Source organism: Streptomyces sp. NPDC029296 (genome assembly GCF_055569255.1).
In genome coordinates, this window is record NZ_JBVHXT010000001.1 from 228,306 (window position 1) to 253,806 (window position 25,501).

General features: G+C 72.5%; 21 protein-coding genes and 5 pseudogenes. 8 read left to right on the forward strand and 18 right to left on the reverse strand.

Features of this window, described 5'->3' with window-relative positions:
- Window positions 1–65 precede the first annotated feature (65 nt).
- Window positions 66–1,376, forward strand: coding sequence for a DMT family transporter (locus tag ACZ4W9_RS00910; protein ID WP_467932277.1), 1,311 nt, complete (start codon window positions 66–68; stop codon window positions 1,374–1,376).
- Here the strand turns inward: ACZ4W9_RS00910 and ACZ4W9_RS00915 are convergent.
- Window positions 1,346–2,479, reverse strand: coding sequence for a transglycosylase family protein (locus ACZ4W9_RS00915; RefSeq protein ID WP_467932279.1), 1,134 nt, complete (start codon window positions 2,477–2,479; stop codon window positions 1,346–1,348). The genes ACZ4W9_RS00910 and ACZ4W9_RS00915 overlap by 31 nt on opposite strands.
- A gap of 271 nt (window positions 2,480–2,750) precedes the next feature.
- Here ACZ4W9_RS00915 and gndA point away from each other — a divergent pair, with 271 nt between their 5' ends.
- On the forward strand, window positions 2,751–4,190 hold the full coding sequence (gene gndA / locus ACZ4W9_RS00920; protein WP_467932280.1) for an NADP-dependent phosphogluconate dehydrogenase: 1,440 nt from the start codon (window positions 2,751–2,753) through the stop codon (window positions 4,188–4,190).
- Window positions 4,191–5,018: 828 nt separating this feature from the next.
- Here gndA and ACZ4W9_RS00925 read toward each other — a convergent pair.
- Complete coding sequence (locus ACZ4W9_RS00925; RefSeq protein ID WP_467932281.1) at window positions 5,019–5,363, reverse strand: GNAT family N-acetyltransferase; 345 nt, start codon at window positions 5,361–5,363, stop codon at window positions 5,019–5,021.
- A 34-nt stretch (window positions 5,364–5,397) separates the two neighbouring features.
- Complete coding sequence (gene panD, locus ACZ4W9_RS00930) at window positions 5,398–5,817, reverse strand: aspartate 1-decarboxylase (RefSeq protein ID WP_467932283.1); 420 nt, start codon at window positions 5,815–5,817, stop codon at window positions 5,398–5,400.
- Between the two features lie 449 nt (window positions 5,818–6,266).
- Here panD and ACZ4W9_RS00935 point away from each other — a divergent pair.
- Window positions 6,267–6,395, forward strand: a pseudogene (locus ACZ4W9_RS00935) (sulfite exporter TauE/SafE family protein); the annotation flags it as partial.
- Here the strand turns inward: ACZ4W9_RS00935 and ACZ4W9_RS00940 are convergent.
- Window positions 6,392–7,186: pseudogene (locus tag ACZ4W9_RS00940) on the reverse strand (NAD(P)-dependent oxidoreductase). The pseudogenes ACZ4W9_RS00935 and ACZ4W9_RS00940 sit on opposite strands and share 4 nt — an antisense overlap.
- Between ACZ4W9_RS00940 and ACZ4W9_RS00945 the strand changes: the two are divergent.
- A pseudogene (locus ACZ4W9_RS00945) lies at window positions 7,149–7,385 on the forward strand (winged helix-turn-helix transcriptional regulator); the annotation flags it as partial. The pseudogenes ACZ4W9_RS00940 and ACZ4W9_RS00945 overlap by 38 nt on opposite strands.
- Here the strand turns inward: ACZ4W9_RS00945 and ACZ4W9_RS00950 are convergent.
- From ACZ4W9_RS00950 to ACZ4W9_RS00985, 8 genes are all read right to left on the reverse strand, one after another.
- Window positions 7,372–7,704, reverse strand: a complete 333-nt coding sequence (locus ACZ4W9_RS00950; protein WP_467932284.1) for an ArsR/SmtB family transcription factor — start codon at window positions 7,702–7,704, stop codon at window positions 7,372–7,374. The pseudogene ACZ4W9_RS00945 and the gene ACZ4W9_RS00950 sit on opposite strands and share 14 nt — an antisense overlap.
- A gap of 158 nt (window positions 7,705–7,862) precedes the next feature.
- On the reverse strand, window positions 7,863–8,801 hold the full coding sequence (locus ACZ4W9_RS00955; RefSeq protein WP_467932285.1) for an alpha/beta hydrolase: 939 nt from the start codon (window positions 8,799–8,801) through the stop codon (window positions 7,863–7,865).
- Between the two features lie 89 nt (window positions 8,802–8,890).
- Complete coding sequence (locus ACZ4W9_RS00960) at window positions 8,891–9,817, reverse strand: NADP-dependent oxidoreductase (RefSeq protein ID WP_467932286.1); 927 nt, start codon at window positions 9,815–9,817, stop codon at window positions 8,891–8,893.
- Window positions 9,814–11,067: an MFS transporter gene (locus ACZ4W9_RS00965; protein ID WP_467932288.1), complete on the reverse strand. Its 1,254-nt coding sequence runs from the start codon at window positions 11,065–11,067 to the stop codon at window positions 9,814–9,816. Before ACZ4W9_RS00965 ends, ACZ4W9_RS00960 begins: the two co-directional genes overlap by 4 nt.
- Window positions 11,064–13,268 carry a prenyltransferase/squalene oxidase repeat-containing protein gene (locus ACZ4W9_RS00970; protein WP_467932289.1) on the reverse strand — a complete coding sequence of 735 codons (2,205 nt, stop codon included), beginning with the start codon at window positions 13,266–13,268 and terminating at the stop codon, window positions 11,064–11,066. The genes ACZ4W9_RS00965 and ACZ4W9_RS00970 overlap by 4 nt, the downstream gene beginning before the upstream one ends.
- Window positions 13,269–13,411: 143 nt before the next feature.
- Window positions 13,412–13,978 carry a hypothetical protein gene (locus ACZ4W9_RS00975; protein ID WP_466709924.1) on the reverse strand — a complete coding sequence of 189 codons (567 nt, stop codon included), beginning with the start codon at window positions 13,976–13,978 and terminating at the stop codon, window positions 13,412–13,414.
- A complete protein-coding gene (locus tag ACZ4W9_RS00980) occupies window positions 13,975–15,255 on the reverse strand; it encodes a glycosyltransferase family protein (RefSeq protein ID WP_467932291.1) in 1,281 nt (426 codons plus the stop codon). The genes ACZ4W9_RS00975 and ACZ4W9_RS00980 overlap by 4 nt, the downstream gene beginning before the upstream one ends.
- Complete coding sequence (locus tag ACZ4W9_RS00985) at window positions 15,252–16,211, reverse strand: acyltransferase (protein ID WP_467932292.1); 960 nt, start codon at window positions 16,209–16,211, stop codon at window positions 15,252–15,254. The genes ACZ4W9_RS00980 and ACZ4W9_RS00985 overlap by 4 nt, the downstream gene beginning before the upstream one ends.
- A gap of 496 nt (window positions 16,212–16,707) precedes the next feature.
- Here ACZ4W9_RS00985 and rfbB point away from each other — a divergent pair, with 496 nt between their 5' ends.
- From rfbB to aroC, 4 genes and pseudogenes are all read left to right on the forward strand, one after another.
- Window positions 16,708–17,682 (forward strand): dTDP-glucose 4,6-dehydratase, encoded by a 975-nt coding sequence (gene rfbB, locus ACZ4W9_RS00990; protein ID WP_467932293.1) that lies wholly within the window; start codon window positions 16,708–16,710, stop codon window positions 17,680–17,682.
- Between the two features lie 74 nt (window positions 17,683–17,756).
- Window positions 17,757–18,629 carry a glucose-1-phosphate thymidylyltransferase RfbA gene (rfbA, locus tag ACZ4W9_RS00995; RefSeq protein WP_467932294.1) on the forward strand — a complete coding sequence of 291 codons (873 nt, stop codon included), beginning with the start codon at window positions 17,757–17,759 and terminating at the stop codon, window positions 18,627–18,629.
- A gap of 131 nt (window positions 18,630–18,760) precedes the next feature.
- Window positions 18,761–20,107 carry a class II 3-deoxy-7-phosphoheptulonate synthase gene (locus tag ACZ4W9_RS01000; RefSeq protein WP_467932424.1) on the forward strand — a complete coding sequence of 449 codons (1,347 nt, stop codon included), beginning with the start codon at window positions 18,761–18,763 and terminating at the stop codon, window positions 20,105–20,107.
- A gap of 47 nt (window positions 20,108–20,154) precedes the next feature.
- Window positions 20,155–20,865, forward strand: a pseudogene (aroC, locus tag ACZ4W9_RS01005) (chorismate synthase); the annotation flags it as partial.
- On the opposite strand, the pseudogene ACZ4W9_RS01010 reads toward aroC, so the two are convergent.
- From ACZ4W9_RS01010 to ACZ4W9_RS01035, 6 genes and pseudogenes are all read right to left on the reverse strand, one after another.
- Window positions 20,812–21,247 (reverse strand): annotated as a pseudogene (locus ACZ4W9_RS01010) (sortase domain-containing protein); the annotation flags it as partial. The pseudogenes aroC and ACZ4W9_RS01010 sit on opposite strands and share 54 nt — an antisense overlap.
- 145 nt (window positions 21,248–21,392) lie before the next feature.
- Window positions 21,393–22,529, reverse strand: a complete 1,137-nt coding sequence (locus ACZ4W9_RS01015; protein ID WP_467932296.1) for a hypothetical protein — start codon at window positions 22,527–22,529, stop codon at window positions 21,393–21,395.
- On the reverse strand, window positions 22,526–22,834 hold the full coding sequence (locus ACZ4W9_RS01020) for a helix-turn-helix domain-containing protein (RefSeq protein ID WP_467932297.1): 309 nt from the start codon (window positions 22,832–22,834) through the stop codon (window positions 22,526–22,528). The genes ACZ4W9_RS01015 and ACZ4W9_RS01020 overlap by 4 nt, the downstream gene beginning before the upstream one ends.
- Window positions 22,831–23,574: a hypothetical protein gene (locus tag ACZ4W9_RS01025; RefSeq protein ID WP_467932298.1), complete on the reverse strand. Its 744-nt coding sequence runs from the start codon at window positions 23,572–23,574 to the stop codon at window positions 22,831–22,833. The genes ACZ4W9_RS01020 and ACZ4W9_RS01025 overlap by 4 nt, the downstream gene beginning before the upstream one ends.
- 277 nt (window positions 23,575–23,851) lie before the next feature.
- Complete coding sequence (locus ACZ4W9_RS01030; protein ID WP_467932299.1) at window positions 23,852–24,643, reverse strand: hypothetical protein; 792 nt, start codon at window positions 24,641–24,643, stop codon at window positions 23,852–23,854.
- A gap of 109 nt (window positions 24,644–24,752) precedes the next feature.
- On the reverse strand, window positions 24,753–25,475 hold the full coding sequence (locus tag ACZ4W9_RS01035; protein WP_467932301.1) for a Crp/Fnr family transcriptional regulator: 723 nt from the start codon (window positions 25,473–25,475) through the stop codon (window positions 24,753–24,755).
- Window positions 25,476–25,501: the final 26 nt, after the last annotated feature.

Consider the following 25,501-nt stretch of genomic DNA (forward strand, 5'->3'; position numbering starts at 1 on the left):
GTGGTGACCATGGAAGCCGATCGCATACGGGCCCAGGACCCCCACCGCCCCCAGAGGAGACGCCGATGAGCGCCCTGGCGTTGTCCGTGCTGCTGTCGGTCGTCTCCGCCCTCGCCTACGCGGGCGGAGCGATCGCGCAGGAGCGGGTGGCGGTGTCGTCCACCGGCAGCCTCCCGCTGCGCCGGCCCGGCTGGTGGGGCGCGCTCGCGCTCAACGGCCTCGGCGGCGTGCTGCACGTCGTGGCGCTGGCGTGCGGGCCGCTCAGCCTGGTCCAGCCGCTCGGCGCGCTGACCATCGTCTTCGCCCTGCCCATGGCGGCTCTGTGCGTCGGCCGCCGGGCCGGGGCGACCGCCTGGCGCGGCGCCCTCATGGCCACGGCGGGCCTCGCCGGTCTGCTGTCCCTGGTCGGCTCCTCCGCCACGCACTCCCTGGCCGCGGGGCAGCGGCTGGCCGTCGCGCTGGTCACCGGCGTGGCGGTGGCGGCGCTGGCCTTCGCCGGGCTGGCCGTGCACCGGCACCCGGCGGTGCGCAGCGTGCTGCTCGCCACCGCCTCCGGTGTCGCCTTCGGCATGTCCTCGGTGTTCACCAAGACCGTGGCCGTGGACTGGACCCGCGGCATCGGCCTCGGCGACCTGCCCTCGCTCGGGGTGATCGCCGCGTTCTCGGCCGCAGGGGTCCTGCTGTCCCAGCTGTCCTACCGGCACGGCGGCCTCGCCGCCCCGCTGGCCACGCTGACGGTGGTCAATCCGGTGCTGGCCGCCGCGGTCGGCGTCCTGATGTTCGGCGAGACGTTCCGCCACGGCACGGCGGGCACGGTGCTCGCCCTCGGCTGCGGGGTGGTGGCGGCGGGGGGCCTGATCATGCTGACGACGGAACGGCTGGAGAACACGGAGACCGCGCAGAGCACGGGGGGCTTGGGCGAGGCCCGGGCGGAGAACCCGGTCGGGACCCGGGCGGACGTCCGGCCGGCCGCTACGGCGCGGGCTCCCGGGATGCCACGGCAGCGCGGGGCGGTGGACGCGGGGGCGGACCGGTCCGGGTGCCCCACGAGCGGCGCCGGGACCGGGGCGGCCGGGACGGTGCCGCGCGTGCCGGGCACGGCCGGCAGCGGGACGGGGACGGAGACCGGGTGCGGCACCGGAGCCGACGGCGCCGCCGGGCCGGCCGACGGGGTGCCCTCGGCGGCGTACGTCCCTGCCGCGGACGAAGGCGCACCCCCGGTGCCGTGCGTACCGGCGGGCGGCGGCGCGTCCCCCGCGCCGTACATCCCGCTGTCCGTGCGCTTCCACGTTCCGGTCGCGCTGCCGGTGCCGGTGCCGGTCCCGCTGCCGGCACCGTGCCCGCGTCAGATGCTGACGCCGCCGGCCCGGAGGTAGGCGAGCGGGTCGACGTCCGAGCCGAAACCGGGCCCCGTCCGCACCTCGAAGTGCAGGTGCGGGCCCGTGACGTTGCCCGTGGAGCCGGAGCGGCCGATGCGCCGGCCCGCGCTGACGTCCTGACCGGCCCGCACGGAGATGGCGGACAGGTGGGCGTACTGCGTGTAGCGGCCGTCGGCGTGCCGCAGCACCACCTGGTAGCCGTACGATCCGCCCCAGCCCGCGGACACCACGTGGCCGGCCGCCACCGCCTGCACGGAGGTGCCGGTCGGGACGAGGAAGTCGACGCCGGTGTGGTAGCCCTTCGACCAGTGCGAACCGGCCACGCGGTAGCCGGTGCCGACGGACGCGCTCACCGGGGCGACGCGCGCGTGCCGGGTCGGGGACGGGGTGTGGTGCGTACCGGGATGCTCCGAAGGGGCCTTGTGCTTCGGGGACTTGGGGGGCGCGGGTGTGGTGGGAGTGCCGTTCAGGCCGAGTCGCTGCCCCGGCATGATCAGGTCGGGATCGGAGCCGATCTTGGCGCGGTTGGCCGCGTACAGCGACCGCCAGCCGCCCGGGACGCGCTGCTCGCCGGCGATGCCGGAGAGGGTGTCCCCGTGCACGACGGTGTACATCCGGGCCCGGCCCGCGCGGGACTGCGGGGTGGTCTGCGGCTGCGCGTCCTTGACGGAGGACACCGGGCGCACGCCCGCGGAGTCGGGGTGGACGTCAGGCCCGGCACCGCCCCGGGCGAGCCCGGCGCGGGGCGAGCACGCCGGCCAGGCGCCGGGCCCCTGCCCGTCCAGGACCTTCTCGGCGACGGCGATCTGCTGGTCCCGGCTCGCCAGGTCGGCGCGCGGCGCGTAGCGGGTGCCGCCGTACGCCTCCCAGGTGGACTGGGTGAACTGCAGCCCGCCGTAGTAGCCGTTGCCGGTGTTGACGCTCCAGTCGCCACTGGACTCGCAGGCGGCGACCTTGCTCCAGGTGGCCGCGTCGGCGGCGTGCGCGGTGCCGGCGGCGACCAGCGGGATCGCGAGGCCGGCGCCGCTCGCGGTGACGGTGAGTGAGGCGCGGTTGATCCTGTTCGGCTGGTACCGGCGGTGCCGGCCGCGTACGGCCATGTCCGAATTCCCCTCGGCATGCGTCAGGAGGGGCAAAGGTAAGCGCCGCGAACAGGCCATGACAAGACAGGGAATCGGTCTGCCGCACCGCCCAAGTGGCCGGGAACACCCCCTTGTTGAGCCGGGGTCGGCCGGTGACGAGACGCAGGACACTCCGGCCGCGCGTCCGCGTGGGCGGGTCGGCTGTGCGCTCCCTGTCGGGGCACGTCAGGATGGGCATGGTCCCGTACTGACGGAGCCGTAGACATGAGGCAACCAGGGAGCAGGCGGTATGAGCACTTCAGCGCAGATCGGTGTCACGGGCCTCGCGGTGATGGGCCGCAACCTCGCCCGTAACTTCGCGCGCAACGGCTACACGGTCGCCGTGCACAACCGTACGGTGTCGCGCACGAAGGCACTCGTGGACGAGTTCGGGCACGAGGGCGACTTCGTCGCGGCCGAGACCGCCGAGGAGTTCGTGGCGGCGCTCGAACGCCCGCGCCGCCTGGTCGTCATGGTCAAGGCGGGTGAGCCGACGGACGCGGTGATCCAGGAGTTCGCCCCGCTGCTGGAGCCCGGTGACATGATCATCGACGGTGGCAACGCGCACTTCGCGGACACCCGGCGCCGGGAGCGGGAGCTGCGCGAGCGGGGCATCCACTTCGTCGGCGCGGGCATCTCCGGCGGCGAGGAGGGCGCGCTGCACGGGCCGAGCATCATGCCGGGCGGGTCCGTGGAGTCGTACGGGTCGCTGGGCCCGATGCTGGAGAAGATCTCCGCGAAGGCGGCCGACGGCGCGCCGTGCGTGACGCATGTGGGTCCCGACGGTGCCGGGCACTTCGTGAAGATGGTCCACAACGGCATCGAGTACGCCGACATGCAGCTCATCGGGGAGGCGTACCAGCTGCTGCGCGATGTCGCCGGGTACTCCCCCGCGCAGATCGCGGACATCTTCCGCACCTGGAACACGGGCCGGCTGGACTCCTATCTGATCGAGATCACCGCCGAGGTGCTGTCCCACGTGGACGCGGCCACCGGGAAGCCGTTCGTGGACGTGGTGGTGGACCAGGCCGAGCAGAAGGGCACCGGCCGCTGGACCGTGCAGATCGCGCTGGACCTGGGCGTCCCGGTGTCCGGCATCGCCGAGGCGGTCTTCGCCCGGTCCCTGTCCGGGCACGCGGAGCTGCGGGCCGCGTCCCGGGACCTGGCCGGCCCGAAGCCGTCCGCGCTGAGCGAGTCGGAGGCGGCGGCCTTCGCCGACCGGGTGGAGCAGGCGCTGTACGCGTCCAAGATCGTGTCGTACACCCAGGGCTTCCACGAGATCGCGGCGGGCAGCGAGGAGTACGGCTGGGACATCGACCTCGGCGCGGTGGCCTCCATCTGGCGGGGCGGCTGCATCATCCGCGCCGCGTTCCTGGACCGCATCCGCGCGGCCTACGACGGCCGCCCCGACCTGCCGAGCCTGCTGTCGGACGAGACGTTCGCCCGCGAGATCGCCGACGCGCAGGACGACTGGCGCGAGGTGCAGATCGCGGCGGTACGGCAGGGAGTGCCGACGCCCGGTTTCGCGGCGGCCCTGGCCTACTACGACGGCCTGCGCTCCCCGCGGCTGCCCGCGGCGCTGACCCAGGGCCAGCGCGACTTCTTCGGCGCGCACACATACCGCAGGGTGGACCGTGAGGGCACGTTCCACACGCTGTGGGGCGGGGAGCGGGACGAGGTCACGGCGTAGCGGGCCGAAGCCGTCCGACGGGGGCCGGGGCGCGGTCTCGGCGCGGACCGTACGCCCGGCCGCGCGCGGACGAGAGACCACCACCGGCCGCGCTGCTGGGGTCTGCGTCCTCCGCTGCTCGGCCGTACGACGCGGGAACGGCGACGGCACGGCCGCGGTGCCGGACGGGAGAACGCGGGCCCGTGGCCGCGATGCCGGGGGCGGGAAGCCCCGGGAGGGCGACCCGCGCGGCGAGACCACCGCGTGACGGCCGGCACGCACGGCGGCACGGCCCGGCTGACCCGGGCGCGCCGCAGGACGGCGGCCGGGCCCGGCCGGGGCGCCCGGCGGGGGTCTGCGGTGGCTGGACGCGCGGTTTCCCGCGCCCCCGTGCGCCGACGGGCGCCGCTCGGTGCGCCGGTGATCCGGTGCTCAGGTGAGGGGAGGGCCTGGTTCGGGGTTCGGGACCGGTTCCGGTCCCGGCGGGATGGGGGACGGGGACGGCCCCGGCGGGCCCGGGTGGGGCGGCGCCGGAGGCGGTGTGGGCTCGGGACCCGGCGGGACCGGGGTCGGCGCCGGGACCGGCTCCGGCTCCGGAACCGGGCTCGGATAGGGATCCGGCGGAGTCGGGCTCGGTCCGGGGCCCGGGGCCGGGGCGGGCGGGGCCGGGTCGGGATGCGGGTTGGTCATGATGCCCTCCGCGCTGTCACGGGACGTCGCCTCTGGACTACTCCCCCGCCTACCCGGAAGCCCGCGCGGCCACTCACCCGAGGGCACCCGTGGGCACTCGACGGGTCCACCGGGACGGCTCCGCGCGAGTGGTCTCCGGTACGCGGAACGACGATCCGCTCAGAACCGTCCGGGGTGGGCGCGCAGCCAGTCCTTGGCGGCCGACAGGAGCGCGGGGTCGGCCGGCGGGGCGGTCTCCGGGTGGCGTTCGGCCCACTTGACGACGTACGGGCACAGCGGGGCCACCGGGACGCCCTCGCGCTCGGCGAGGGCGTACAGCTCGCGGGCGAGCGATCCGGCGATGCCCTTGCCCTCGTGGGCGGGCTCGACGATGGTGTGGACGGGGACCAGGGCGTGCGCGGGCGACTCCAGCACGAAGTACTCGATGCGGCCGACCACCTCACCGTCGCCGACGGCCTCCAGGCGGCCCGCCGCCCGGTCGTCGCGGATCTCGGTCTCGCTCATGGTCACGCACGCTCCTAGTCCACCGGTCAGCCGGTCAGGCCCCTACGGCCTGCGGGCTGCGCTGCTGGTCCGAACCGGGCACGGGCTCGGACGGGTCGGCGCCGAGCGACACGATCCGGTTGCCGGCGTCGACATGCACGACGCGGGGCCGCAGCTCACGGGCCTCCGCGTCGGTGACCTGAGCGTAGCTGATGATGATCACCAGGTCACCGGGGTGCACGAGATGGGCGGCGGCCCCGTTGATCCCGACGACGCCGGACCCGCGCTGCCCCTCGATGACGTACGTCTCCAGCCGGGCCCCGTTGGTGACGTCGACGATGTGCACCAGCTCCCCGGGCAACAGGTCGGCGGCGTCGAGAAGGTCGGCGTCGATCGTCACGGATCCCACATAGTGCAGGTCGGCCTGGGTGACGGTGGCGCGGTGGATCTTGGATTTGAACATGGTACGCAACATTGGGACGCTCCCGCAAGTAGGCTCCCTGCCTGCGTTCTTGCAGGTCAAGGGCTGTTTCCACACCCTACAACGAGTCGCACGTCCGGCAGCTTTCCCCAGGTTTTTCAGGACTCATGCTGACCGCTTGCCGACTTTCCTGACGTATCGCCAGCTCACCGGAGGAGGACTTCATCCACTCTCGCGCCCCCCGTGACGACGGCACAAGCCTACGCAGCACCCCCCGAAGGACGTCCATGATCACCATCCCTCGGACGGTCTGGACGGTAGTCAGGAGCGAAGGCGCTCGACCGGAAGGTGGGACGGGCGCCGCCATGGGGCAGCTGGCCCAGGCCCCTCGTTTCCTGCCTCCAAGGAGGAGGCACTCACAGTTCCAGGACTGTAAGTGGCCGAGGCAGCGGGGCTGCATAGCGGCGGATCGCCGGTTAGCCAAACCGGCGATTCTCCTGACCAACCTGGCGGGCGGCATGCTGGGCGCACGCACGGCCCTGAAGCAGGGCAGCCGCTTCGTACGGATCGTGCTGCTGACGGTCGTCTTCGCTCTGGTGGCGAACCTGGCGTACGAGCAGTGGGTGGCCTAGCGAGCGGTGAGCAGGTCGATCACCCCCGTGGTGTCCTCGTCGCCGTGGCCGTCGGCCAGGCGGCGCCGCATCAGGGACATGAACGGCGTCATGAGCTCCGTGCTGACGCCCTGCGTCCTCGGACGTGCGCAGGAGCGTCCCGTAGCCCGCGACCTGCATGGCCGGGTTGGAGGCGACGGCCTCGCGGTAGTCGCCGCTCTCCGGGCGGTCGGCGGTCTCCTGCACGACCGAGGTCATCGCGGTGATGTAGGACGCGAGCAGCGGCGCGAAGTCCTTCGGCGGGATGTCCTCCCGGCGGATCAGTGCGAAGGCCTGGGTGACCCCCGCGAACGTGCCGTACACGCCGCTGAGCAGCGCCACGTCGTGCAGCGCGGCGAACCCCGGATCCGCGCCGACGAAGGTGGTTCCGGCCGGCACGGCGAGGGTCTCCCGGTGCTCCTCGAAGAGCTCGGGCGAGCCGCCGTAGAAGACGTAGGCGCCGGAGTCCGGGTCCCCGATCATCGGCGGTACGGCCATGATCCCGCCGTCCAGGAAACGGGTGCCGCGGGCCAGGCGGCACGGACACGGCCCTCGGAGGGCGTGCCGGTGGTGAGGTTCACCAGGTCCCGCCCGGCCAGGTCGGCCCCTTCGAGTGTCTGGCCGACGGAGGCGTCGTCGAGGAGGCAGGCGATCACGAGCCGGTCGGCGGCCACCGCCTCGGCGGCGGTCGGGGCCACGGTCACGCCCTCGGCGGCGAGGGCCTCGGCGCGGCGGATCACGGAGAAGGTGCTCGCCTCGCACCTGCGGGAGATGGAGGCCGACGGCCTCGTGCATCGTGATGCGTACGACGAGGTGCCGCCCCGGGTGGAGTACTCCCTCACGCCCCGGGGCGAGTCCCTGAACGAGGCACTGGAACCGCTGGGGGCGTGGGGGAAGGCCAACGTCCTGGGAGAGTCACCTGCTGCCGGTCAGGTGGGGGTGGACGACCACGTCGCCCTCAGACCGCGGTGAGGGCGCGCTCCGGAGCGGGGGCCGTGACCTGGACGGCGTCCAGGAGGCCCGGGAAGCGGGCCTCGATGTCCTCGCGGCGCAGCGTGATCACCCGGGTGGTGCCCCGCACCTCGGTGTGCATGACGCCGGACTCGCGCAGCACCTTCAGGTGGTGCGAGAGCGTCGACTTCGCGATCGGATAGTCGAGCTGGCCGCAGACCCGTGGTCCCTGCTCGTGCATGACCTGGGCGATGTCGCGGCGGATCGGGTCGCTCAGGGCGTGCAGCACCTTGTCCAGGGAGATGTCGTCCCGGTCGGGGTGGTAGAGCGCAGTGCGCATGCACGACCTCCTTGTCGGTATCGGTCCGTGCCCCGTCCCCCGGCGGGCAAAGTCCGGGCAAAATTCGATGTTCCACGATGGTAGAACATTGTCGAGGTGTCCGGTAGCCTCCACGGCCCGCCGTCTCCGCGGACGGCGGGCCCCGGGCGCTTTCCCGGTCAGTCGTGCAGCGCGTGCCGCAGCACGGTGACGCGTTCCTCGGCCCGCCGCCGGGAGACCCTGGCCGTGGGAATGAGGTACGCCAGATGGTAGGCGCCGGAGAACACGTGCGTCTCGACGGGGACGCCCGCGGCGAAGAGGTTCTCCGCGTAGGCCACCGCCTCGTCCCGGCAGGGGTCGTACTCGAGCGCCGTCACGTACGCCGGGGGCAGTCCCGAGAGGTCCTTCTCACGGGCGGGCGCCGCGTACACGGGCACGTCCTCGCTCCCCGCCCGCTCGCCCAGGTAGTGCCGCCAGCTGAGCTCGGCGTTCGCAGCGTTCCAGCCGGGGGTGTCGGTGAACCGGCGCATGCTCAGCGTGTCCCGCCGGTCGTCCAGCTCCGGAAGGTCCAGGTACTGGAACGCGAGCCGCGGGCCTCCCCGGTCACGCGCCATGAGGGCCACCGCCGCGGCCAGCCCGCCGCCGGCGCTGATCCCGTGGACCGCGATCCGGCCCGCGTCCGCGCCGAGGTCACCGGCGGTCCGGGCCAGCCACTCCAGGGCCGCGTAGCAGTCCTCCGCACCGGCCGGGTAGGGGTTCTCCGGGGCGAGGCGGTAGCCGACCGAGACGACGACCGCCTTCACCCGGCGGGCGATGTCCAGGCAGGTCGCGTCGTCGACCTCGATCCGGCCGATGACGAAGCCGCCGCCGTGGATGTTCAGCACCGCCGGCAGGTCCTCCTCGACTCCGGCGGGCCGGTAGACCCGCACCGGGACCTGGGGGTTGTCCTCGGGGCCCGGGATCCTCAGGTCGGTCACCTCCACCCCGGTGGTGTCGGGGGCGGGGCGCCCGGCGCTCGCCGCGAGCAGCTTGGCGCGGGTCTCCTGCGGGTCGGTCAGGTCGAAGACCCCGAAGTTCCCTGCGGCTTCGACGAGGTCGGCGTCATAGCGGTAGGTCATGTTCTGTTCCCTGTTCAGGTGAGGGGTGATGCGGGGGTCGCATGGTGGGGCGGGGAGTCATGGACGGGGTGCCGCGGCTTGTCGCCGCGTCACTCCTCCGGAAGGAGCACGATCTTTCCCCCGACCCCGCCCCGCTGCCCGAGCCGGAGCGCCTCCGCAGCACGGGACAGCGGAAAGCGCGCGGTGACGGGCAGCTCGAAGGGGCTGTGGCCGATCAGGTCGAGAGTGGCGGCCAGCTCCAGCGGTACGTGCTCGAGATACGGCACACCGCGCCGCTGGACCTCCGGGTCGGCCACGATGGTGACCCGGCGCCCCGGGTCGGCCACCAGCCGCAGTGCCGCCTCGGCCGGTCCCGGCCCGCCCGCGCAGTCCACCGAGGCGTCGAACGGGCCGAGTCCCGCGAGCCGCTCCGGCAGCCCGTCGCCGTACTCGACGGGGACGGCCCCCAACCGCCGCAGCAGCTCGTGGTGCCGGGCCGAGGCCGTGCCGATCACCTCCGCGGCACCGGTCAGCAGGGCGAGTTGCACCGCGGCGAGGCCGACGCCGCCGGAGGCCCCGTGGACCAGGAGCCGCTCCCCGGCACGCAGCCCGACCTGGCGCAGTGCCGAGTAGGCGGTGCCGGCGGCCACGGGCAGCACGGCGGCCTGCTCGGCGGAGAACCGGGCGGGCCACGCGGTGAGTTCGTCGGCCTCCTGGGAGGCCGGTACCACCTCGTGCACCCGGTAGGTGCCGGGCCGCCCGTGCCGGATGACGGGATCGCCGACGCGGAACCGCCGTACGCCCGCGCCGACGTCGACGACCACCCCCGCCGCCTCCACCCCGGGGCAGCCGCCGGGCAGGCCCAGCGGGACGTGGGTGCGCAGGTCGCCCCGCAGGAGCTTCCAGTCGATCGGGTTGACACCGATCGCGGTGTAGCGGACCACCACCTCGCCGGATCCCGGGGAGTGGACGGGGACGTCGGCCCGGTACAGCTCGTCCGGTGTCCCGTACCGGTCGAAGAGGACGGCCGTGCTCACGCGCCGGCCCCCTGCGGCCGTACCGCCGGCCGGCGGCGGAACGCCCCGGCCGCCGCGTACACCGCGAGCGAGACCAGGTACGCGGCGACGGTGAAGGCGGCGACGCCCCAGAAGCCGGTCACATCGGCCAGCAGGACACCGCCGACCGCGCCGCCGACGGTCGTGCCGACGTACATCGCCGCGTTGGCGAGGGACGAGACGGTGCCGCGGGCGGTCTCGGTCTGCTGCTGAAGGATGCTCATGAACACCGGGAAGACGAACCCGGCGACCATCATCACCAGCGCCAGCAGCACCAGCGCCGTGGGGAGGTTCGGCGCGAGCGGCACCAGGCAGTACAGGACGACGAGGGTCAGCACGGCCGTCAGCAGCGACCGGTACAGGCCCAGGCGCCGTACGACCCGGCTGCCGAACAGCGAGCCGATCACGTTGCCCGCGCCGACCGCCATCATGGCCGTACCGACGGAGCCGACGCTCAGGTGGAAGTCCTTGGTGAACCAGGAGCCGAAGAAGGAGATGGCCTCGAAGTTGCCGGTCTGGAACACCAGGTAGCCGAGGAGATACCAGCGCAGGCGGCCGGCGCCGAGGACCGTGCCGTACGTCCGCGGGATCGACCGGGCACCGTTGCCGGAGGCGTTCGGACGGCCCGGGACCGACGGGAAGAGACGGGCGAGGAGCAGCCACAGCAGCGCGGAGGCGACGCCGATCGCCCAGAACGGCAGGTGCCAGGAGACGGCCGCCAGCCAGCTGCCGAGCGGGATGCCCGCGAACTGTGCGATGGACAGACCCGCCGTGGCGAAGCCCATGGTCCGCATGATCTCCTCCGGCTTCACCAGGACCGGGATGGACGCCCAGATCTGCGGGGAGACGAACGCGGCGCTCACACCGGCCAGGAACCGGAAGAGGATCATCGTCCACAGGCCTTGGGCGAAGCCGCACAGCGCGGTCATCACGATGAATCCGACCAGCCCGGCCAGCAGCACCCTGCGCCGGTCACGCCCGTCGGACAGGGGGCCGGCGACGAGCGCGAAGAGGGCGTAGCCGAGCGCGTAGGCGCTGACCATCCAGCCCGAGACGTCCGAGGAGACGTCGAAGGTGCCGGCCAGGGTCGGCAGCAGCGGCGCGACGAGGAACGTGTCGGTGCCGATGACGAACATCGTCGCGAAGCACAGGAGGGAGACGGTCCGCGCCGAGGGGGCGGGCCGGCTGTCGGCCGCCGCGGCGACGGTGGGAGTCGAGGAAACACCGGTCATGTCATCATCACCGCCCAGGAGCGGTTGAGCTTCCCTTCGAGCATGTGGAGGGCCTGGATCGCGATGAACCCTTCGTCGGTGGTTTCGGAGGGTCCGCCGGGTGTCCGGGAAAAGCCGCCGTCGGCGCTCTGCCGGACCGCGATCCACCGCGTGCAGGCGGCGGTGTCGGCAGGGAGGGCGCCCAGGACGTAGAGCGCCGCGATGGCGTGGTAGGAGCCGACGAAGCTCTCCACGCCGTTGTCCCGGTAGCGGAAGCCGCCCGCCTCGGTTTGCAGGCTCCGCAGCCAGGCGACGGTCTTCTCGGCGTGCGGCGGACGCAGACCGAGCGCGACCAGGGTGTCCACCACCCGGAAGGTGGCGAACGTGTCGGACGGCGAGCCGGGCTGGTTGCCGTAACCACCGTCGGGGTTCTGGCAGTTCAGCAGGTACGCCACTAGGTCGTCCGGACGCTCGGGGCGCGCGTCGAGCGCGACCAGGGTGAGCGCGGCGAGGTGGGAGTGCCAGGCGTCGCAGGGGAAACCGGGCGCGTTGCCGAAACCGCCCTCGGGGCGCTGGCAGGCCCGTACGAACTCCACGCACCGCTCGCGGTCGAAGTCCGGGTGGTCCGCACCGCCCAGCACGGCCGCCGTCAGGACGGCGCAGTAGGTGGTGAACGCCTCGGACGGCAGGGAGGGTTGCTCCCCGAAGCCGCCGTCGGTGTTCTGGGTGGCGAAGACCCCGGCGAGCACCCCCGGTACGTTCGGCACCGGTTCGCCCAGGGCCATCAGGTCGGAGACCACGTGCAGCACGGAGAACGTCTGCGCGGTGCGGTCCGAGCGCAGGCCGAGCGGGGCGCGGTACGGGGTGAGACCGTAGCCGAGGCCGGAGGCGGTCGACCTCAGCCAGCGCAGGTAGCCCGGTATGTCGACCAGCCCCTCGGAGAGCGGGGCGCTCGTGACGCGGGTGAGGTCGTTGTCGAACGGCTCCGGCTGTGGCGGCTCGGTGAGCGCCGGGGCCGCGGGGACCGGGGGCCGCCGGTCCCCGAGCGCAGCCAGGGCGAGGAGCTGGGTCTGGGCGTGCTTGCCGTGGAAGGGCACGTACGTGGTGTTGCCGACGGCGAACGAGCCGGTCGTGCGGGGCGGCACCATGACGTGCCGGGCCAGCGGGACCGTCGGGTCGACCGGCGTGGAGAACCAGCTGCCCTGCCCCTGGAAGACACCGCCGGCCCGCGGGTCGCTGTAGCGCTCGACCTCGGCGGCGGCCTCCTCGGCCATCGTCTTGAGTCGTACGTCCACGCCGTCGGCGCCTCCACCGAGTTCGGCGGTCCGGCGGGCGGCCAGGGCCAGGAGGGCGTGGTCGGCGACAAGCTTGGCGGGGAAGGGGGAGTCCGGGCGGCCGTGCAGGGCGGCGACCGGGTCGACCCGGACCACGGAGGCCGCGTCGCTGCGGTCCCAGTAGCCACGGGCACCCACGTGCGGATGGTGGGCCTGGACGTGCAGCAGCGCCCTGCGGGCGCGGTCCGCCCCGTCCTGACCGCGCTCGTGGAGCCGGGTCCAGGCGAGCGCGGCCAGGGCGCTCGCGCGGGTGCGGTGGCCGTGCACGGTGTCCGGTTCGCCGCGCGGGGTGAGACAGGCCCAGACGCCGTCGCCGTGCACGTACCGCTCCAGGTGCCGGGCGGCGTCGGAGAGGAACGCGGACCACTCGGGGGTGCCGTCGTCCACGGCGTCGGCGGCCAGGACCAGGACGGCGGCCTCCTCCAGCGGGCTCGCCCCGTCCAGGACCGTGGACCAGGACCGGTCGAGGCGGGCGGGCCAGGCGTGGCGGGTCACCGCGTCGGTGACGCTACGCAGCGCGGTGCGTGCTTCGGCGGCCAGATCCGTGTCGCCGAGCAGGTCGCCGGCCCGGTGCAGGGCCCAGGCGGCGAGCGCCTGGACCGAGGGCGTGCGGACGTCACCCACCGGGTGCGGGGCACCGGTGACATCGAGCAGTTCGCGGTAGCCGGGGTGCTCCGGGTCGGTGAACTCCCGCAGGGCCGACAGGAGTCGGGCGGTGAGGTCCTGGTCGTCCGGCCCGGGCAGCACCAGCAGGGCGAGGGCCGCGTCGCGCAGGGTGCGGTCGGGGGTGATCACGTCGGTCGCGTCCCGGCCGACGACCGCGGGGACGCGGGCCTGGGCGTCCAGGACCTGTTCGAGGACGAACGCGCGCAGGGTAGGGGGACTCATGGGTTGGCTCCTGACTCTGGGGCGTGAGGGGGCAGGGAAGCCGCTTTCTTTATTCATTGTTCGTAGAACATCGAAACAGTGGCCATGCTAACAGTGCTCGGGCCGACGGCCAACAGGAGTGCGCGGGGCTATCTGAGAGGGTGTCAGCCGGTGTGCGGCAGGCGGGCGCGCCAGTCGGCGTCCTGGTCCGTGCGGTTCTCCGCCGGAGGGTGTACGTGGTCGGGGCTGAAGCGCTCGTGCACGTACAGCCGCCTGCCGTCGTCGCAGGTGATGACGTACTCCTTGTACGCGCAGGCCCGTTGTCGTCCGCCGTCCTGCCATGCGGCGGTCCCGGACGAGAGGATCTCCCGGTGCTGCCGAGTGCGTCCCTCGCGCAGCCGCCGGCCGAGGGGAGCCAGGTCCTGCGCGGAGCCGGACCAGCCCGCCGGCGGTGCGGTGAAGACCACGGTGTTACGGCTGACCACCGTGCCGGCGGGGGTGCGCAGCGCCGAGATGCGTTCGACGGCGGTGTCTCCCGCGCCCAGACCGAGGGCGGCGAGCGCGGCCGGGGCCAGCCGGTCGGCGGGCACGAGTTCCTGGCGGTCGACGTGCACGGTGAGCCGGCAGTCGAGCAGCGCCTCCAGCAGGAGAGTCGTGGAGCCGTCCCCGGCGAGCAGCATGCGGGTGGCCCCGGAGATGAGGGAGACGTCGGTGTGGGCCGGGTCGCTCACCCCAGGACCTCCTCGGCATGGCGGGCACGCCGGGCGCGGGCGGCCAGGGCGGCGTCCCTGAGCAGGGCGGCGGCCTTGGACGTACCCGGGCCCTCCGGGGCGACGGCGAGGTGGGCCGGGGCCGGCTCCCCGCTCGGCCGCCCGTCGGGCTCCGCACTCCGCTTTTCGATGAACGGCCGCACGGCGTCGACGAGTTCGTCGGTGCCGGGCGCGACGAGCGAGGGAAAACCGAGCCGGCCGAGCCGGTCGGAGGCCTCGACCTCGTGGTACTCCCCGAGGCTGCTGAGCACGAACACGGTGGGTACGCGCAGGGCGGCCACCTCGGTCACCGTGATCCAGCCGGGCGCCGACAGCAGGACGTCGGCCTCCTGGAGCAGCGGCATCCAGTCCGGGAGGTAGGTGAGGACCACCACGTCGTCGGGGGCCTCCACCCACTCCCGGCCCAGCAGGACGAGCTGCAGGTCGGGGTGCTCGCGCTTCAGCCGCCGGTGGGCGAGGATGTACGACTCGATGACCCGCTGCTTGTTCTCCCAGAACATGCTGGTGCCGCCGACGGAGCCGACCATCAGCGGTCCGGGGCCGAGGCCGAGGGAGGCGCGGACGGCGGCGCCGTCGCCGCGCTCGGGCACCTCGCGGATCATGGGCCCGGTGAACACCGCTCTGCCCTGCGCCATGGCCCGGGCGACGGACGTGCCCTCGTCGAGTTCCGGGACGTACGGCTTGTCGGTCAGCACGATCTCGGCGGTGGAGACGATCCAGTCGAAGACGGCGTGCAGGGCGTTGCGGCCGCGCCGCAGGTCCTCGTGGTCGACCCGGAAGCCGCCCGCCTCCAGGGTGCGGTCGTCGATCTGGACGAGCGTGAAGTCGTACCGCTCCGTCACCAGGGCGTGCGGGGTGCCGCTGAGGGCGGCGGCCATACTGGCGGAGGTGTTGTAGTCGCTGACCACCAGGTCCGCTCCCAGGTCCTGGTAGTACGACAGATAGCTCAGCACCCGTTCGCCGTTGACGAAGGCGGGGGCGACGTAGTCCTTGATGTACGTCCGCCAGCCCAGGTCGCGGGTGAGGTTGCTGCGGGTCGCGTGGTCGACGTGGTCGCCGGCGATGTCGATCACCCGGACACCGGCCGCCTCGAACAGCGGACCGAAGGTCGGCTGCAACGAGCCGAGCAGGGCGGTGAGTTCGGCGTCCGGGTTCTGCCGGCGCAGCTCGCGGGCCAGCGCGAGGGTGCGCATGTTGTGCCCCGAGCCGGTCGGGGCGGGGGCGAAGACGATCCTCATGGGTTCTTCCTTTCCAGGACTCCGGAGGTGGTGTGCCGTGCGGGGACGTCACCGACGACGACGGCCCCCGGGGTAACCACGGCGCCGTCGCCGAGCACACAGGGGCCGACCAGGGTCGCGTCCGCGCCGACGCTGACTCCCGCGCCGATGGAGACGGGCCCGTCCTGCCAGGGCAGTGAACGCCGTGTCAGGTCGTGGCGGCTCGACAACACGAGGGTGCGGGGCCCGAGGACCGTGCCGGCACCGATGTCGATGCCGCCGGATGCCTCCAGGACCGACTCGTCGCCGATCGTCACGTCGGGGCCGACGCGCAGGCCGCCCCGGGGCGAGGGGCCGTCGGCGCGGCCCATGGCGATCAGCCCGGCGCCCAGGCGGACCTGGGGGCCGCCGGACAGGTCGGCGTCGAGCATCCCACCGCCGTCCGAGGTCCAGCCCGGGGGCAGCGGCTTGCGGTTGGAGTCGGCGCGGGCGCGTACCCGGGCGATGATGGCGCCGAAGTCCGGGGCGCCGTCCTCGGTCACGTCACGGTGGCGCAGCACACGCGCCGGGCGCCCCACGACGATCGCGTCCGCCGGCACGTCGGAGGTGACGTGCGCGCCGGCCGCGACCACGGCACCGGGTCCGATCCGTACCCCCGGTTCGATCACGACACGCGCGCCGATCCAGGCACCGGCCTCGATCACCACCCGCCGCGCGCCGGGCCGGCCGATCCGGGTGAGGGAGGCGATCTGGCATCCGGAGGTGATGTGCGCGGCGGCGATCCGGCAGCGGAAGCCGATGAAGACGCCACCTTCGACGCGGGACGCGTGCACGGTCGTGCCGAAGCGGATCCAGGCACCCGGTCCGACGGCCGTGCCGGCGGACAGCTCCGTCTCCGCTTCGACCAGCGCCTGGGGATCGACGGCCTCGTCGCGCGGCGGGACCACTCTCCGGCGCTCCAGCACGCCGGTTGACATGGCGTCAGCGTCGCGGTCGGGCTGTACAGGCATGAATCCCCCCTGCCATCGAATACCGCCCTGCATTTCGGCGGAATCTTCCATGACGGATGAAACTAACGACACTTCGAGTCAATCCGCAAGGGCGGCCGACCGCTGGCCGCGAGGGCAGTGCGAGCCGTCTCCCTGTAACCGATTTTTTACACCTCCTCACGGCTACCGGAACGATTCATTCCGCCCCGTTGATTGACGTGGTGACTTTTAGAAGTCATTACCTGGAGCGTGCCGTGGGTGCGCCCTCTCCGGGCCAGGTCTCTACTTACGGTTACAAGATCATGGCGTTGCGCAGCTATGTTCGATGTTCTACGATGCTTGTAGGGCTGCCGGTGACCGCTGCGCCGATGCCGCTCAAAACCCGGTGGCCGCCCTGACGCCAGTGCCGTCCCGACTGGCCTCTAATTCCTGGTGCAAACCCTCCGAAGAAATCCTGTAAAACCCGCCGAAGGGTGAGTTTGGCATGCACGTTTTGGTGACCGGCGGAGCCGGATTCATCGGCAGTAATTACGTCCGTCGGCTGCTCGACGGCCGGTCGGACCTCGCAGTGGACCACGTCACCGTTCTCGACAAGCTGACCTATGCGGGCAACCGGGCCAACCTCGCCCCGGTCGCCGGCCACCCGGCGCTGCGCTTCGTCGAGGGCGACATCGCCGATCCGGTGCTGGTCCCTGAGCTGCTGTCCGAGGTCGACGCCGTGGTCAACTTCGCCGCCGAGACACATGTCGACCGCTCCATCGACAGCTCCGCCGAGTTCGTCACCACCAACGTCCTCGGCACCCACAACCTGCTCCAGGCCGCCCTGCGCACCGGCGTGTCCCGGTTCGTCCATGTCTCCACGGACGAGGTGTACGGGTCCATCGACTCCGGGTCCTGGACCGAGGACTGGCCGCTCGCTCCGAACTCCCCGTACGCGGCGGCCAAGGCGGGCGCCGACCTGCTGGTGCGCGCGTACGGCCGCACCCACGGGATGAACGTCGGCATCACCCGGTGCAGCAACAACTACGGCCCGTACCAGTACCCCGAGAAGGTCATCCCCCTCTTCGTGACCACGCTTCTCCAGGGCGGTCAGGTGCCCCTCTACGGCGACGGCCTGAACGTGCGCGACTGGCTGCACGTGGACGACCACTGCCGCGGGATCGACCTGGTCCTGGCAAAGGGGGAGCCCGGCGAGGTGTACAACATCGGCGGCGGACAGGAACTGACCAACCGTCAGCTCACCGGTCTCATCCTCGACGCGTGCGGCGCCGACTGGTCGTCCGTGCGCCCCGTCCCCGACCGCAAGGGGCACGACCGGCGCTACTCGCTGGACGACGGCAAACTGCGGGCTCTGGGCTACCGGCCCCAGGTGTCGTTCGAGGACGGGCTGGCCGCCACGATCGCCTGGTATCGGGAGAACGTCTCCTGGTGGCAGCCGCTGACCACGGCCATCGCCTGATCTCCCGCCCGGCCCCGACCGGTTCGCAAGCGTTCCCGCCCACCATACGCCCGACGAGAACGAAGGGAATCACCATGCGCGGCATCATCCTCGCCGGCGGTTCCGGAACCCGGCTGCGCCCGCTCACCAGCGTGCATTCCAAGCAGCTGCTGCCCGTCTACGACAAGCCCATGATCTACTATCCGCTGTCCGTCCTGATGCAGGCTGGCATACGCGAGATCCTGGTCATCTCCGCCCCTGAACACCTGGAGACGTACCAGTCGCTCCTCGGTGACGGCAGCCGCCTCGGCATCCGTCTCGACTACACCGTCCAGGACGCCCCCCGAGGCATCGCCGAAGCCCTTGTCCTCGGCGGCCCCTTCGCGGACGGCGAGGACGTCTGCCTCGTCCTCGGCGACAACATCTTCTACGGCCACCGCCTGCCCGACATGCTCCGCCAGGAGATCGAACGTCTCGACGGCTGCACGCTCTTCGGCTACCCGGTGAGCGACCCGGAGCGCTACGGCGTCGCGACCGTCGACGACAACGGCACCATCGTGACCCTGGAGGAGAAGCCGGCCCGGCCCGCCTCCAACCTCGCCGTCACCGGTCTGTACATGTACGAGGCCGAGGCGGTGGAGCGTGCCGCCCGCCTCACCCCGTCGGCCCGTGGCGAACTGGAGATCACCGACCTCAACCTCACCTACGTGCGTGAGGGCCGGGCCCGGCTGGTCAACCTGGGCCGGGGCTCGGCGTGGTTCGACACGGGCACACACGACAGCCTCCTGGAGGCCGCGATGTTCGTCCAGCTGCTGGAGAAGCGGCAGGGCATCCGCATCTCCTGCCTGGAGGAGGTCGCCTACCGCATGGGCTACGTCGGCAAGGAACAACTGATGCTCCTGGGCAAGGAGTTGTCGGCGTCCTCCAGCTACGGGCGGTACGTGATGGAGCTGGCGGACGCGTCCTGACCGCCATGCCGCCGCAGTCCTCTCGCCCCCACCTCGTGAGACGTGACCCGACCAGCTCAGGAGAGTTCGTGGACACCCTTCTTCCCCCCGCCTCGCCCACCACGGCAACCACGGACCCGGCGCCGGTGGACATGACGAAGTCCTGGCGCGCCCGGCCGGCCGCCCAGCAGCCCGAATGGCCGGACCCGGTCGCCCTCGACGCCGTGACGCGGCAGCTCGCCTGCCTGCCGCCCCTCGTCCTGTGGGGTGAGTGCGCCCGGTTGCGCGACCGCCTGGCCGACGTGGCGCGCGGTGACGCCTTCCTCCTGCAGGGCGGCGACTGCGCCGAGACCTTCGCCGGGGTGTCCGCCGACGCCGTCGGCAACAAGCTGAACACCCTGCTGCAGATGTCCGCCGTCCTCACCTACGCCGCCGCCATGCCGGTCGTGAAGGTGGGCCGCCTCGCCGGCCAGTACGCCAAACCGCGCTCGCGGCCGACCGAGACCCGTGACGGCGTCACGTTGCCGGCCTACCGGGGCGACGCGGTCAACGGATTCGCCTTCACTCCGGAAGCACGCGTTCCGGACCCACAGCGCCTTCTGCGGGTGTACCAGTCCTCCTCCAGCACCCTCAATCTCGTCCGGGCGTTGATGGCGGGCGGCTATGCCGACCTTAGCCAGGTCCACGAGTGGAACAGGGACTTCGTGGCCGGATCGCCCCTCAAGGGCAAGTACGAGCGGCTGGCCGACCACATCGACCATGCCCTGGACTTCATGCGCGCCACCGGAGGCACTCCGGAGGACTTCGACAGCGCCGAGTTCTTCGTGTCCCACGAAGGACTGCTCCTGGACTACGAGTCCGCCCTCACCCGTGCGGACGCCCGTACGGGAGTCAGGTACGCGGCCTCCGGGCACATGCTGTGGATAGGCGAGCGGACGCGTGACCTCGACGGGGCCCACGTGGAGTACTTCTCCCGTGTCGCCAACCCCATCGGCGTCAAGCTGGGCCCCGCCACCACGGCCGACACCGCCCTGCGGCTGGTGGACCGCCTCGACCCGGACCGGGTGCCCGGGCGCCTGACGTTCATCACCCGCATGGGCAAGGACAAGGTACGGGACGCGCTCGCGCCGCTCGTGGAGAAGGTCACCGCCTCCGGGGCTCAGGTCGCCTGGATCTGCGACCCCATGCACGGCAACACGATCGAGGCCCCCTCCGGCCACAAGACCCGCCGCTTCGACGACGTCCTCGACGAGGTCCGGGGCTTCTTCGAGGTGCACAGGTCGCTGGGGACCCACCCCGGAGGCATTCACGTGGAACTGACCGGCGACGATGTCACCGAGTGCGTCGGCGGCGGCCACGAGATCGACTTCGTCGACCTCACCGCGCGCTACGAGTCCACCTGCGACCCGCGTCTGAACCGCCGTCAGTCCCTCGACCTGGCCTTCCTGGTCGCCGAGTTTCTGACGGAGACCGCACGGCGGCGGCGGGGGCGCCGGTGAGCTCGCTGCGCTGGCTGACCGCGGGGGAGTCCCACGGTCCCGCACTCGTGGCGACGCTGGAGGGTCTTCCCGCCGGCGTGCCGATCACCACGGACATGGTGGCGGACCATCTGGCGAGGCGGCGGCTGGGCTACGGGCGCGGTGCCCGGATGAAGTTCGAGCGGGACGAGGTCACCTTCCTGGGTGGTGTCCGGCACGGGCTGACCCTGGGCTCGCCGGTGGCGGTCATGGTGGGCAACACCGAGTGGCCGAAGTGGGAGCAGGTCATGGCGGCCGACCCGGTGGACCCGGAGATCCTGGCCGGGCTGGCCCGCAACGCCCCGCTGACCCGGCCCCGCCCGGGCCACGCCGACCTGGCGGGGATGCAGAAGTACGGCTTCGAGGAGGCCCGTCCGATTCTGGAGCGGGCCTCCGCCCGCGAGACCGCCGCTCGCGTCGCCCTCGGTGCGGTGGCCCGGTCGTACCTGAAGGAGACGGCCGGCATCGAGATCGTCTCCCATGTGGTGGAGCTGGCGGGCGCGAAGGCGCCGTACGGGGTGTACCCGACGCCGGCGGACGTGGAGAAGCTGGACGCGGACCCGGTGCGCTGCCTGGACGCGGATGCCTCGAAGGCGATGGTCGCGGAGATCGACCAGGCCCACAAGGACGGCGACACCCTCGGCGGTGTGGTGGAGGTGCTGGCGTACGACGTGCCCGTCGGGCTGGGTTCGCACGGCCACGCCGCCGTCCCGTCGGTCCACCTCGATCGTGTCGCCCTTCTTCAGGGCGCCGAGCGAGTAGAAGACGGCCGGGCCGTCGGCGTTGTCGACGTGGCCGGCGACGATCGCGGTGCCATGCTCCCCGGGGGTGGTGCCGGCCTGGTACCACCCGGCGAGGTTCCGGCGGCCGGCGGGCGGGACGTCGAGGCTGCCCGTGCTCGTCAGCCCGAGACCCGCCAGGGGGGCGTACACGCGGATCGCGGGGATCCGGATGCGGTCGGGCGGGAGGGCGGCAGCGCGGGTCGGCGGGGCCGGACCGGGCCTGGCCCGCCGTCGGCTGCGGCGGCGCGTGCGTCGCGGTGCCGCTGCGCAGCAGCCAGGCCCCGGAACACAGGGCGACGACCGTGACGCCCGCTATGGCGGCGTTGCTGAGCCTGCGCACTGTGCCTCCTTGAGTGCCCCGTACCCCCTCCGGGCAGGGGCGGCGCCCACCGCGCATCGGGGACTGACGCCGGGCTTGGGGGACACCCGCAACGCCGTTGCCGAACCCGGGCCTCCGAGGAGGCCCGGGTTCCTGTCAGGCGGTGTCACGCAAGGGGGTTGTGCGCCAGCGCACGGGCCTTGGCCGCCCACTCCCCCATCCTGGTGATGGCGGACGTCAGTTGCTTCACTCCGGCGAAGATCTCCTTCACCGGTTTGCGAAGGTGCCGGCTCAGCCGGACCATGGCGCCCGCCGAGGTGCCGAAGGAGCTGATCTGTGCCAGACCTTCCTGCGCGGCCGCGTCCAGGGACATCAGCTGCTCCAGGAACTCCTCCGCTTCCTCGCCGCGCTCACCGGGCGGCGTCATCTCGATGAACCCCAGTGCGGCCCGCACCCCGCTGTCCAGGGTCGCCATCCGCTCCGCGAACGCGGCGGCCACGGCGTTCAGTTCGATCGCCGGTGCGCTGATCGTCTCCGCGTACCGGGCGACCGCGACGAGCCGTGCGCTCGCGGGCGCCTTCGCCTGGGTCAGATCGAGCAACTCGGTGCTGGACTGCTCGGTCAGCGCTCCGATCGTCTCGATCGTCTTCGTGATCGCCTCCATGTCGGCGGCCATCTCACCCAGCCCGTCCTCGATCACGGCGAAGTCGTCGAGCAGACCGGGCGGGTCCTCGTCCTCCTCTTTCCCTCCGCCGCCGTTCTCCGTGGCGGAGGCCGGTCCGTCACCGATCTGGAGGCCACGGAGCACTCGGGCCGGTGTGAGGAGTTCGAAGCCGTCCCGGAGCCCGGCCTCCAGGGCGCTCTCGATCTCCTTGCGCGCTCCGGCCAGGTGGCTGCGCGTCCGCTGGTAACGGATCGTCCGGATCGACGCGATGTCGAAGGGCAGTTGCCCGGCCTCCCCGATGTGAATCGTCGGCTTGCCGGTGATGTGTCGCAGCCCCAGCTCGTACATCACGTTGGGGTTGCCGCCACTCACGTCCGCGACGACCAGGTCGGACTCGACGACGTGCCGGCAGATCTGCTCGTTGATGTCACCGGCATGTGCGATGCCGTCCGCGCGCACGGCGCTGATGCCGTACTTCTCGCAGGCGGGGGCGATCACCTGCTCGAAGATGCCGAGGTGGTGCTCGTACGCCTCGCGTTCGGGGGTGCCGTGCGCGGCGTGCGGGTCGCCGATGGGGCCGACGACGAAGCACCTCCGAGGCTGGTCGGGCTCCTGTCGGAGCGTCTGCGACGTGATCATGGGGAAACCTCCGATGCGCGGACGTGGATGTCGTGGGGCCGGGCTGCGGGCGCCGCGTCGTCCTCCAGGGGGATGGCGTACACCGGTCGTTCCTCGATGCCGAGGGTGCGCAGCAGGTAGGCCGTGGGAATGCGGTAGCGTCCGCCGACCCGCAGCACGGGGCAGGGGAAGGCGCCGAGGCGGATCAGCTTGTACGCCGTCGCGGGGCAGATGGCGAAGGCGCGGGCGGCTGTGCGCAGGTCGACGCTCAGGGGCAGGTCGAGGGCCTCCGCGAAGCCGAGCGGCAGGCCGGACCGCCCGCTCACCGCCCGGCTCCCGCGGGGCGCAGGACCACTGTGCCGATGAGGTCGGCGTCCTCGTGGCGGCGGGCCCGGAAGACCAGGTCGGGCAGGCGGGTACCGGTTCGCCGGCCGTCGCGCTGTGGGCGCGGCTCGGCGAAGCGGAGCGTGGCGTACAGACCCCCGCGGCGGGGCGGGGGCGTGATGTGCACTTCCCACCCCTCGGGCTGGTGGGTTCGTTCCTCCGGCGGCGCAGTGCCGTTGCGGGCTTCGGCGAAGGCACCGATGTCGAGAACGGGAACCTCCCGCGTGACCCGCTTCGCGTACGCCCACATCCGGTTCACCGCCTCCTTGACGAGGCAGCCGCCCGCGTCCGGGCTGTCGGGGTTCGCCGCGTCGAGGGCGGCAAGTACGGCCAGGACGGCCTCCGCCTCCAGGTCGGCCCGGTCGAGCCGCCCCCATAGGCGCAGGATCCGGTGCAGGTTCCGGTACAGCCCGGGGAGGGCCAGCCAGACGACGAGCAGCCGTCCGGTGCCGTCGCCGTCCCGCGGCTCCCGCCGGGCCTCGGTGACGGCCTGACGCCAGACCGCCGCGCCCAGCGCCGGGTCCCGCCCCGGGCCGTACAACGCCTTCCTGCTCTCCTCCAAAGAGAGCAGGACCGCACGGGAGCCGACGTGCACGGTGAGAGAGGGGCGCGGGGAGCCGGGCGGCCCGAGGACGCCCTGGTCGATCCGGGCGAAGACGCTCCCGAGTCCGGTCGATGTCATCCTTCCTCCTTTCCGGCCTCGTCGGGCCGGAGGTATGCCAGGGCGGCAGCGGCTCGGCCGCAGGTGCGTGCGAGGTCGGACAGAGCCGACGCCGCAGCCGCGTGCCATGCCAGGCGGGTTCGGTGCGCCGTTCCGTTCCGGTACTGAGACGAGGGGGCGGGCGAGGCGGGCGGGTGGAAGTGAATTCCGCCGTACACGGCGTGACCGACGTTCACCCCGTAGTCCGCCCACTGGCTGTCGCCCCGTTCACGCCAGGGCGATGCCTTGTGGGAGCCCGTCACCGGGCGGGCCCGGAGCCGGTCGGCGGAGGGGGCACGGGCAGGCCGACGGTGAGACCGCCGACGACGTCCCGACCGACAGCGGCGCCATGGCGGACGTACTGGGACAGGCTCGTCCCGCCCTGGACGGCGGCGTCCGGCGAGGGCTTCGGTTCCGGCGCCTGAGCCAGGGCCGACCGCACGTCGTCCGGCGTGTGGCCCGGCACGCGGATCCAGCCGTAACCGCCGAATTCCTTCTCCCGCACATGGGCCCGCACATACTGCCCCGGGTCGAGGTTGCGCCGCCCGCACCGTACGACGTCCTGGTACAGCCGGTCCGAGAGGATGACGGCGAGATCCGCCGTGGTGAGGGTGGCGAGTACGGCCTTGAGCTGGGCCGCGTTGACGTAGCGTGCCACGGCGACCGGGGCCGGACCGGCGTGGCCGAGAGCGGCGACCGCGGCCACGCCCATGTCCACGGCCATCCGCAGTCTGACCCGCGGGGCGTCCGGGCGGGCGTTGTGGTCCCCGAGGCGGGCCGCGAGGTGGTGGACGAAGGGGCCCACCACCGCGTTCTCCGACGTGGCTTCGGGGAGGACGGCGAACTCCAGGTCGCCCTGCGGTTGACGCTTCCAGGCTGCCCGGTCCAGCCCGGTCAGCGCCGCCGCTTCGTCCAGCATCCGGACCAGCTCGGCCTGGACGGCCGACTGGGTCCGGGTGTCGAGGCGGCTGTACTGCTCCACGTCCGCGGCCAGGCACAGCCGACGGTGCGGCAGACCGACCGGCGGCCAGGGAGGAGAGGGTTCTTTCATGTCGACTCGCCACCTTCCGATGGGGTTGGGTGCGGTGCACGCCAACTGTGGCCGGGCGGGGTGGCAGCGACGAAGAGAGCCGCATTAATGCGGCTCTCTGGGGGTGGCCTCAGGCGGCCGGCACACTCAGCAGAGCCGCTTCGCGCAGACGGGCCATGTCCTCGATGGAGGTCTGCCGGCAGCCGGTAATGATGATCTTGGCCTTCCTCAGTCGGGCGAGAGCCTTGTGGACGGTGTGCTTGGTGGACGCCGTGAGCGCGGCGAACTCCGACTGGGACAGATTCACGTCTATGCGCACCCGGTTCCGGTCGAGTCCCCTGAGTGTCCGCCTGGGCTGCCCGTACGACTCCGCGAGTTCGACGAGGACGCGCGCCAGCCGGACCGGGACCGGGTAGGCGCCCAGTTCCAGCCGTAGCCGGTCGGCTCGGCGCAACCTGCCGCAGAGCATGCGGTTGAGTGCCAGTGACGCCTCGGGGTGCGCGAGGAAGAAGGGCTCCAGTTCCTTGCGGGGGATGACGGTGGCGGACACCTCGCCGCAGGAGGTGACCGTGGCCGATCGCGGTCCGACACCCATCGCGGCCACCTCGCCCACGACGTCCCCGGCGATCCTGATGTCCCTCAGCAACACCCGGTCACTGTCCAGCCGGGAGGTCACCTTGACCAGGCCCTCGTGGAGGACCACCAGTTCCTGAGAGTGGTCGCCCTCGTGGATGAGGACGTCTCCCACCGCGTAGCGGAGCCGGGTACCGAGCCGGGCGAAGGCCGAGCGTGTTTCGGGCGGCAACGTGTCGAGGAAGGCCGCGCGGCCGTCGGGGTTCGTGCTGTGCATCATCTGCCCAGCACAGCACCCGGTCAGTG

Coding starts and splice junctions, on each gene's coding strand:
- ACZ4W9_RS00910 (WP_467932277.1), top strand. CDS start 66: ATGAGCGCCCTGGCGTTGTCCGTGCTGCTGTCGGTCGTCTCCGCCCTC.
- ACZ4W9_RS00915 (WP_467932279.1), bottom strand. CDS start 2,479: ATGGCCGTACGCGGCCGGCACCGCCGGTACCAGCCGAACAGGATCAAC.
- gndA (WP_467932280.1), top strand. CDS start 2,751: ATGAGCACTTCAGCGCAGATCGGTGTCACGGGCCTCGCGGTGATGGGC.
- ACZ4W9_RS00925 (WP_467932281.1), bottom strand. CDS start 5,363: ATGAGCGAGACCGAGATCCGCGACGACCGGGCGGCGGGCCGCCTGGAG.
- panD (WP_467932283.1), bottom strand. CDS start 5,817: ATGTTGCGTACCATGTTCAAATCCAAGATCCACCGCGCCACCGTCACC.
- ACZ4W9_RS00950 (WP_467932284.1), bottom strand. CDS start 7,704: ATGCGCACTGCGCTCTACCACCCCGACCGGGACGACATCTCCCTGGAC.
- ACZ4W9_RS00955 (WP_467932285.1), bottom strand. CDS start 8,801: ATGACCTACCGCTATGACGCCGACCTCGTCGAAGCCGCAGGGAACTTC.
- ACZ4W9_RS00965 (WP_467932288.1), bottom strand. CDS start 11,067: ATGACCGGTGTTTCCTCGACTCCCACCGTCGCCGCGGCGGCCGACAGC.
- ACZ4W9_RS00970 (WP_467932289.1), bottom strand. CDS start 13,268: ATGAGTCCCCCTACCCTGCGCGCGTTCGTCCTCGAACAGGTCCTGGAC.
- ACZ4W9_RS00980 (WP_467932291.1), bottom strand. CDS start 15,255: ATGAGGATCGTCTTCGCCCCCGCCCCGACCGGCTCGGGGCACAACATG.
- ACZ4W9_RS00985 (WP_467932292.1), bottom strand. CDS start 16,211: ATGTCAACCGGCGTGCTGGAGCGCCGGAGAGTGGTCCCGCCGCGCGAC.
- rfbB (WP_467932293.1), top strand. CDS start 16,708: ATGCACGTTTTGGTGACCGGCGGAGCCGGATTCATCGGCAGTAATTAC.
- rfbA (WP_467932294.1), top strand. CDS start 17,757: ATGCGCGGCATCATCCTCGCCGGCGGTTCCGGAACCCGGCTGCGCCCG.
- ACZ4W9_RS01000 (WP_467932424.1), top strand. CDS start 18,761: ATGACGAAGTCCTGGCGCGCCCGGCCGGCCGCCCAGCAGCCCGAATGG.
- ACZ4W9_RS01015 (WP_467932296.1), bottom strand. CDS start 22,529: ATGATCACGTCGCAGACGCTCCGACAGGAGCCCGACCAGCCTCGGAGG.
- ACZ4W9_RS01025 (WP_467932298.1), bottom strand. CDS start 23,574: ATGACATCGACCGGACTCGGGAGCGTCTTCGCCCGGATCGACCAGGGC.
- ACZ4W9_RS01030 (WP_467932299.1), bottom strand. CDS start 24,643: ATGAAAGAACCCTCTCCTCCCTGGCCGCCGGTCGGTCTGCCGCACCGT.
- ACZ4W9_RS01035 (WP_467932301.1), bottom strand. CDS start 25,475: ATGATGCACAGCACGAACCCCGACGGCCGCGCGGCCTTCCTCGACACG.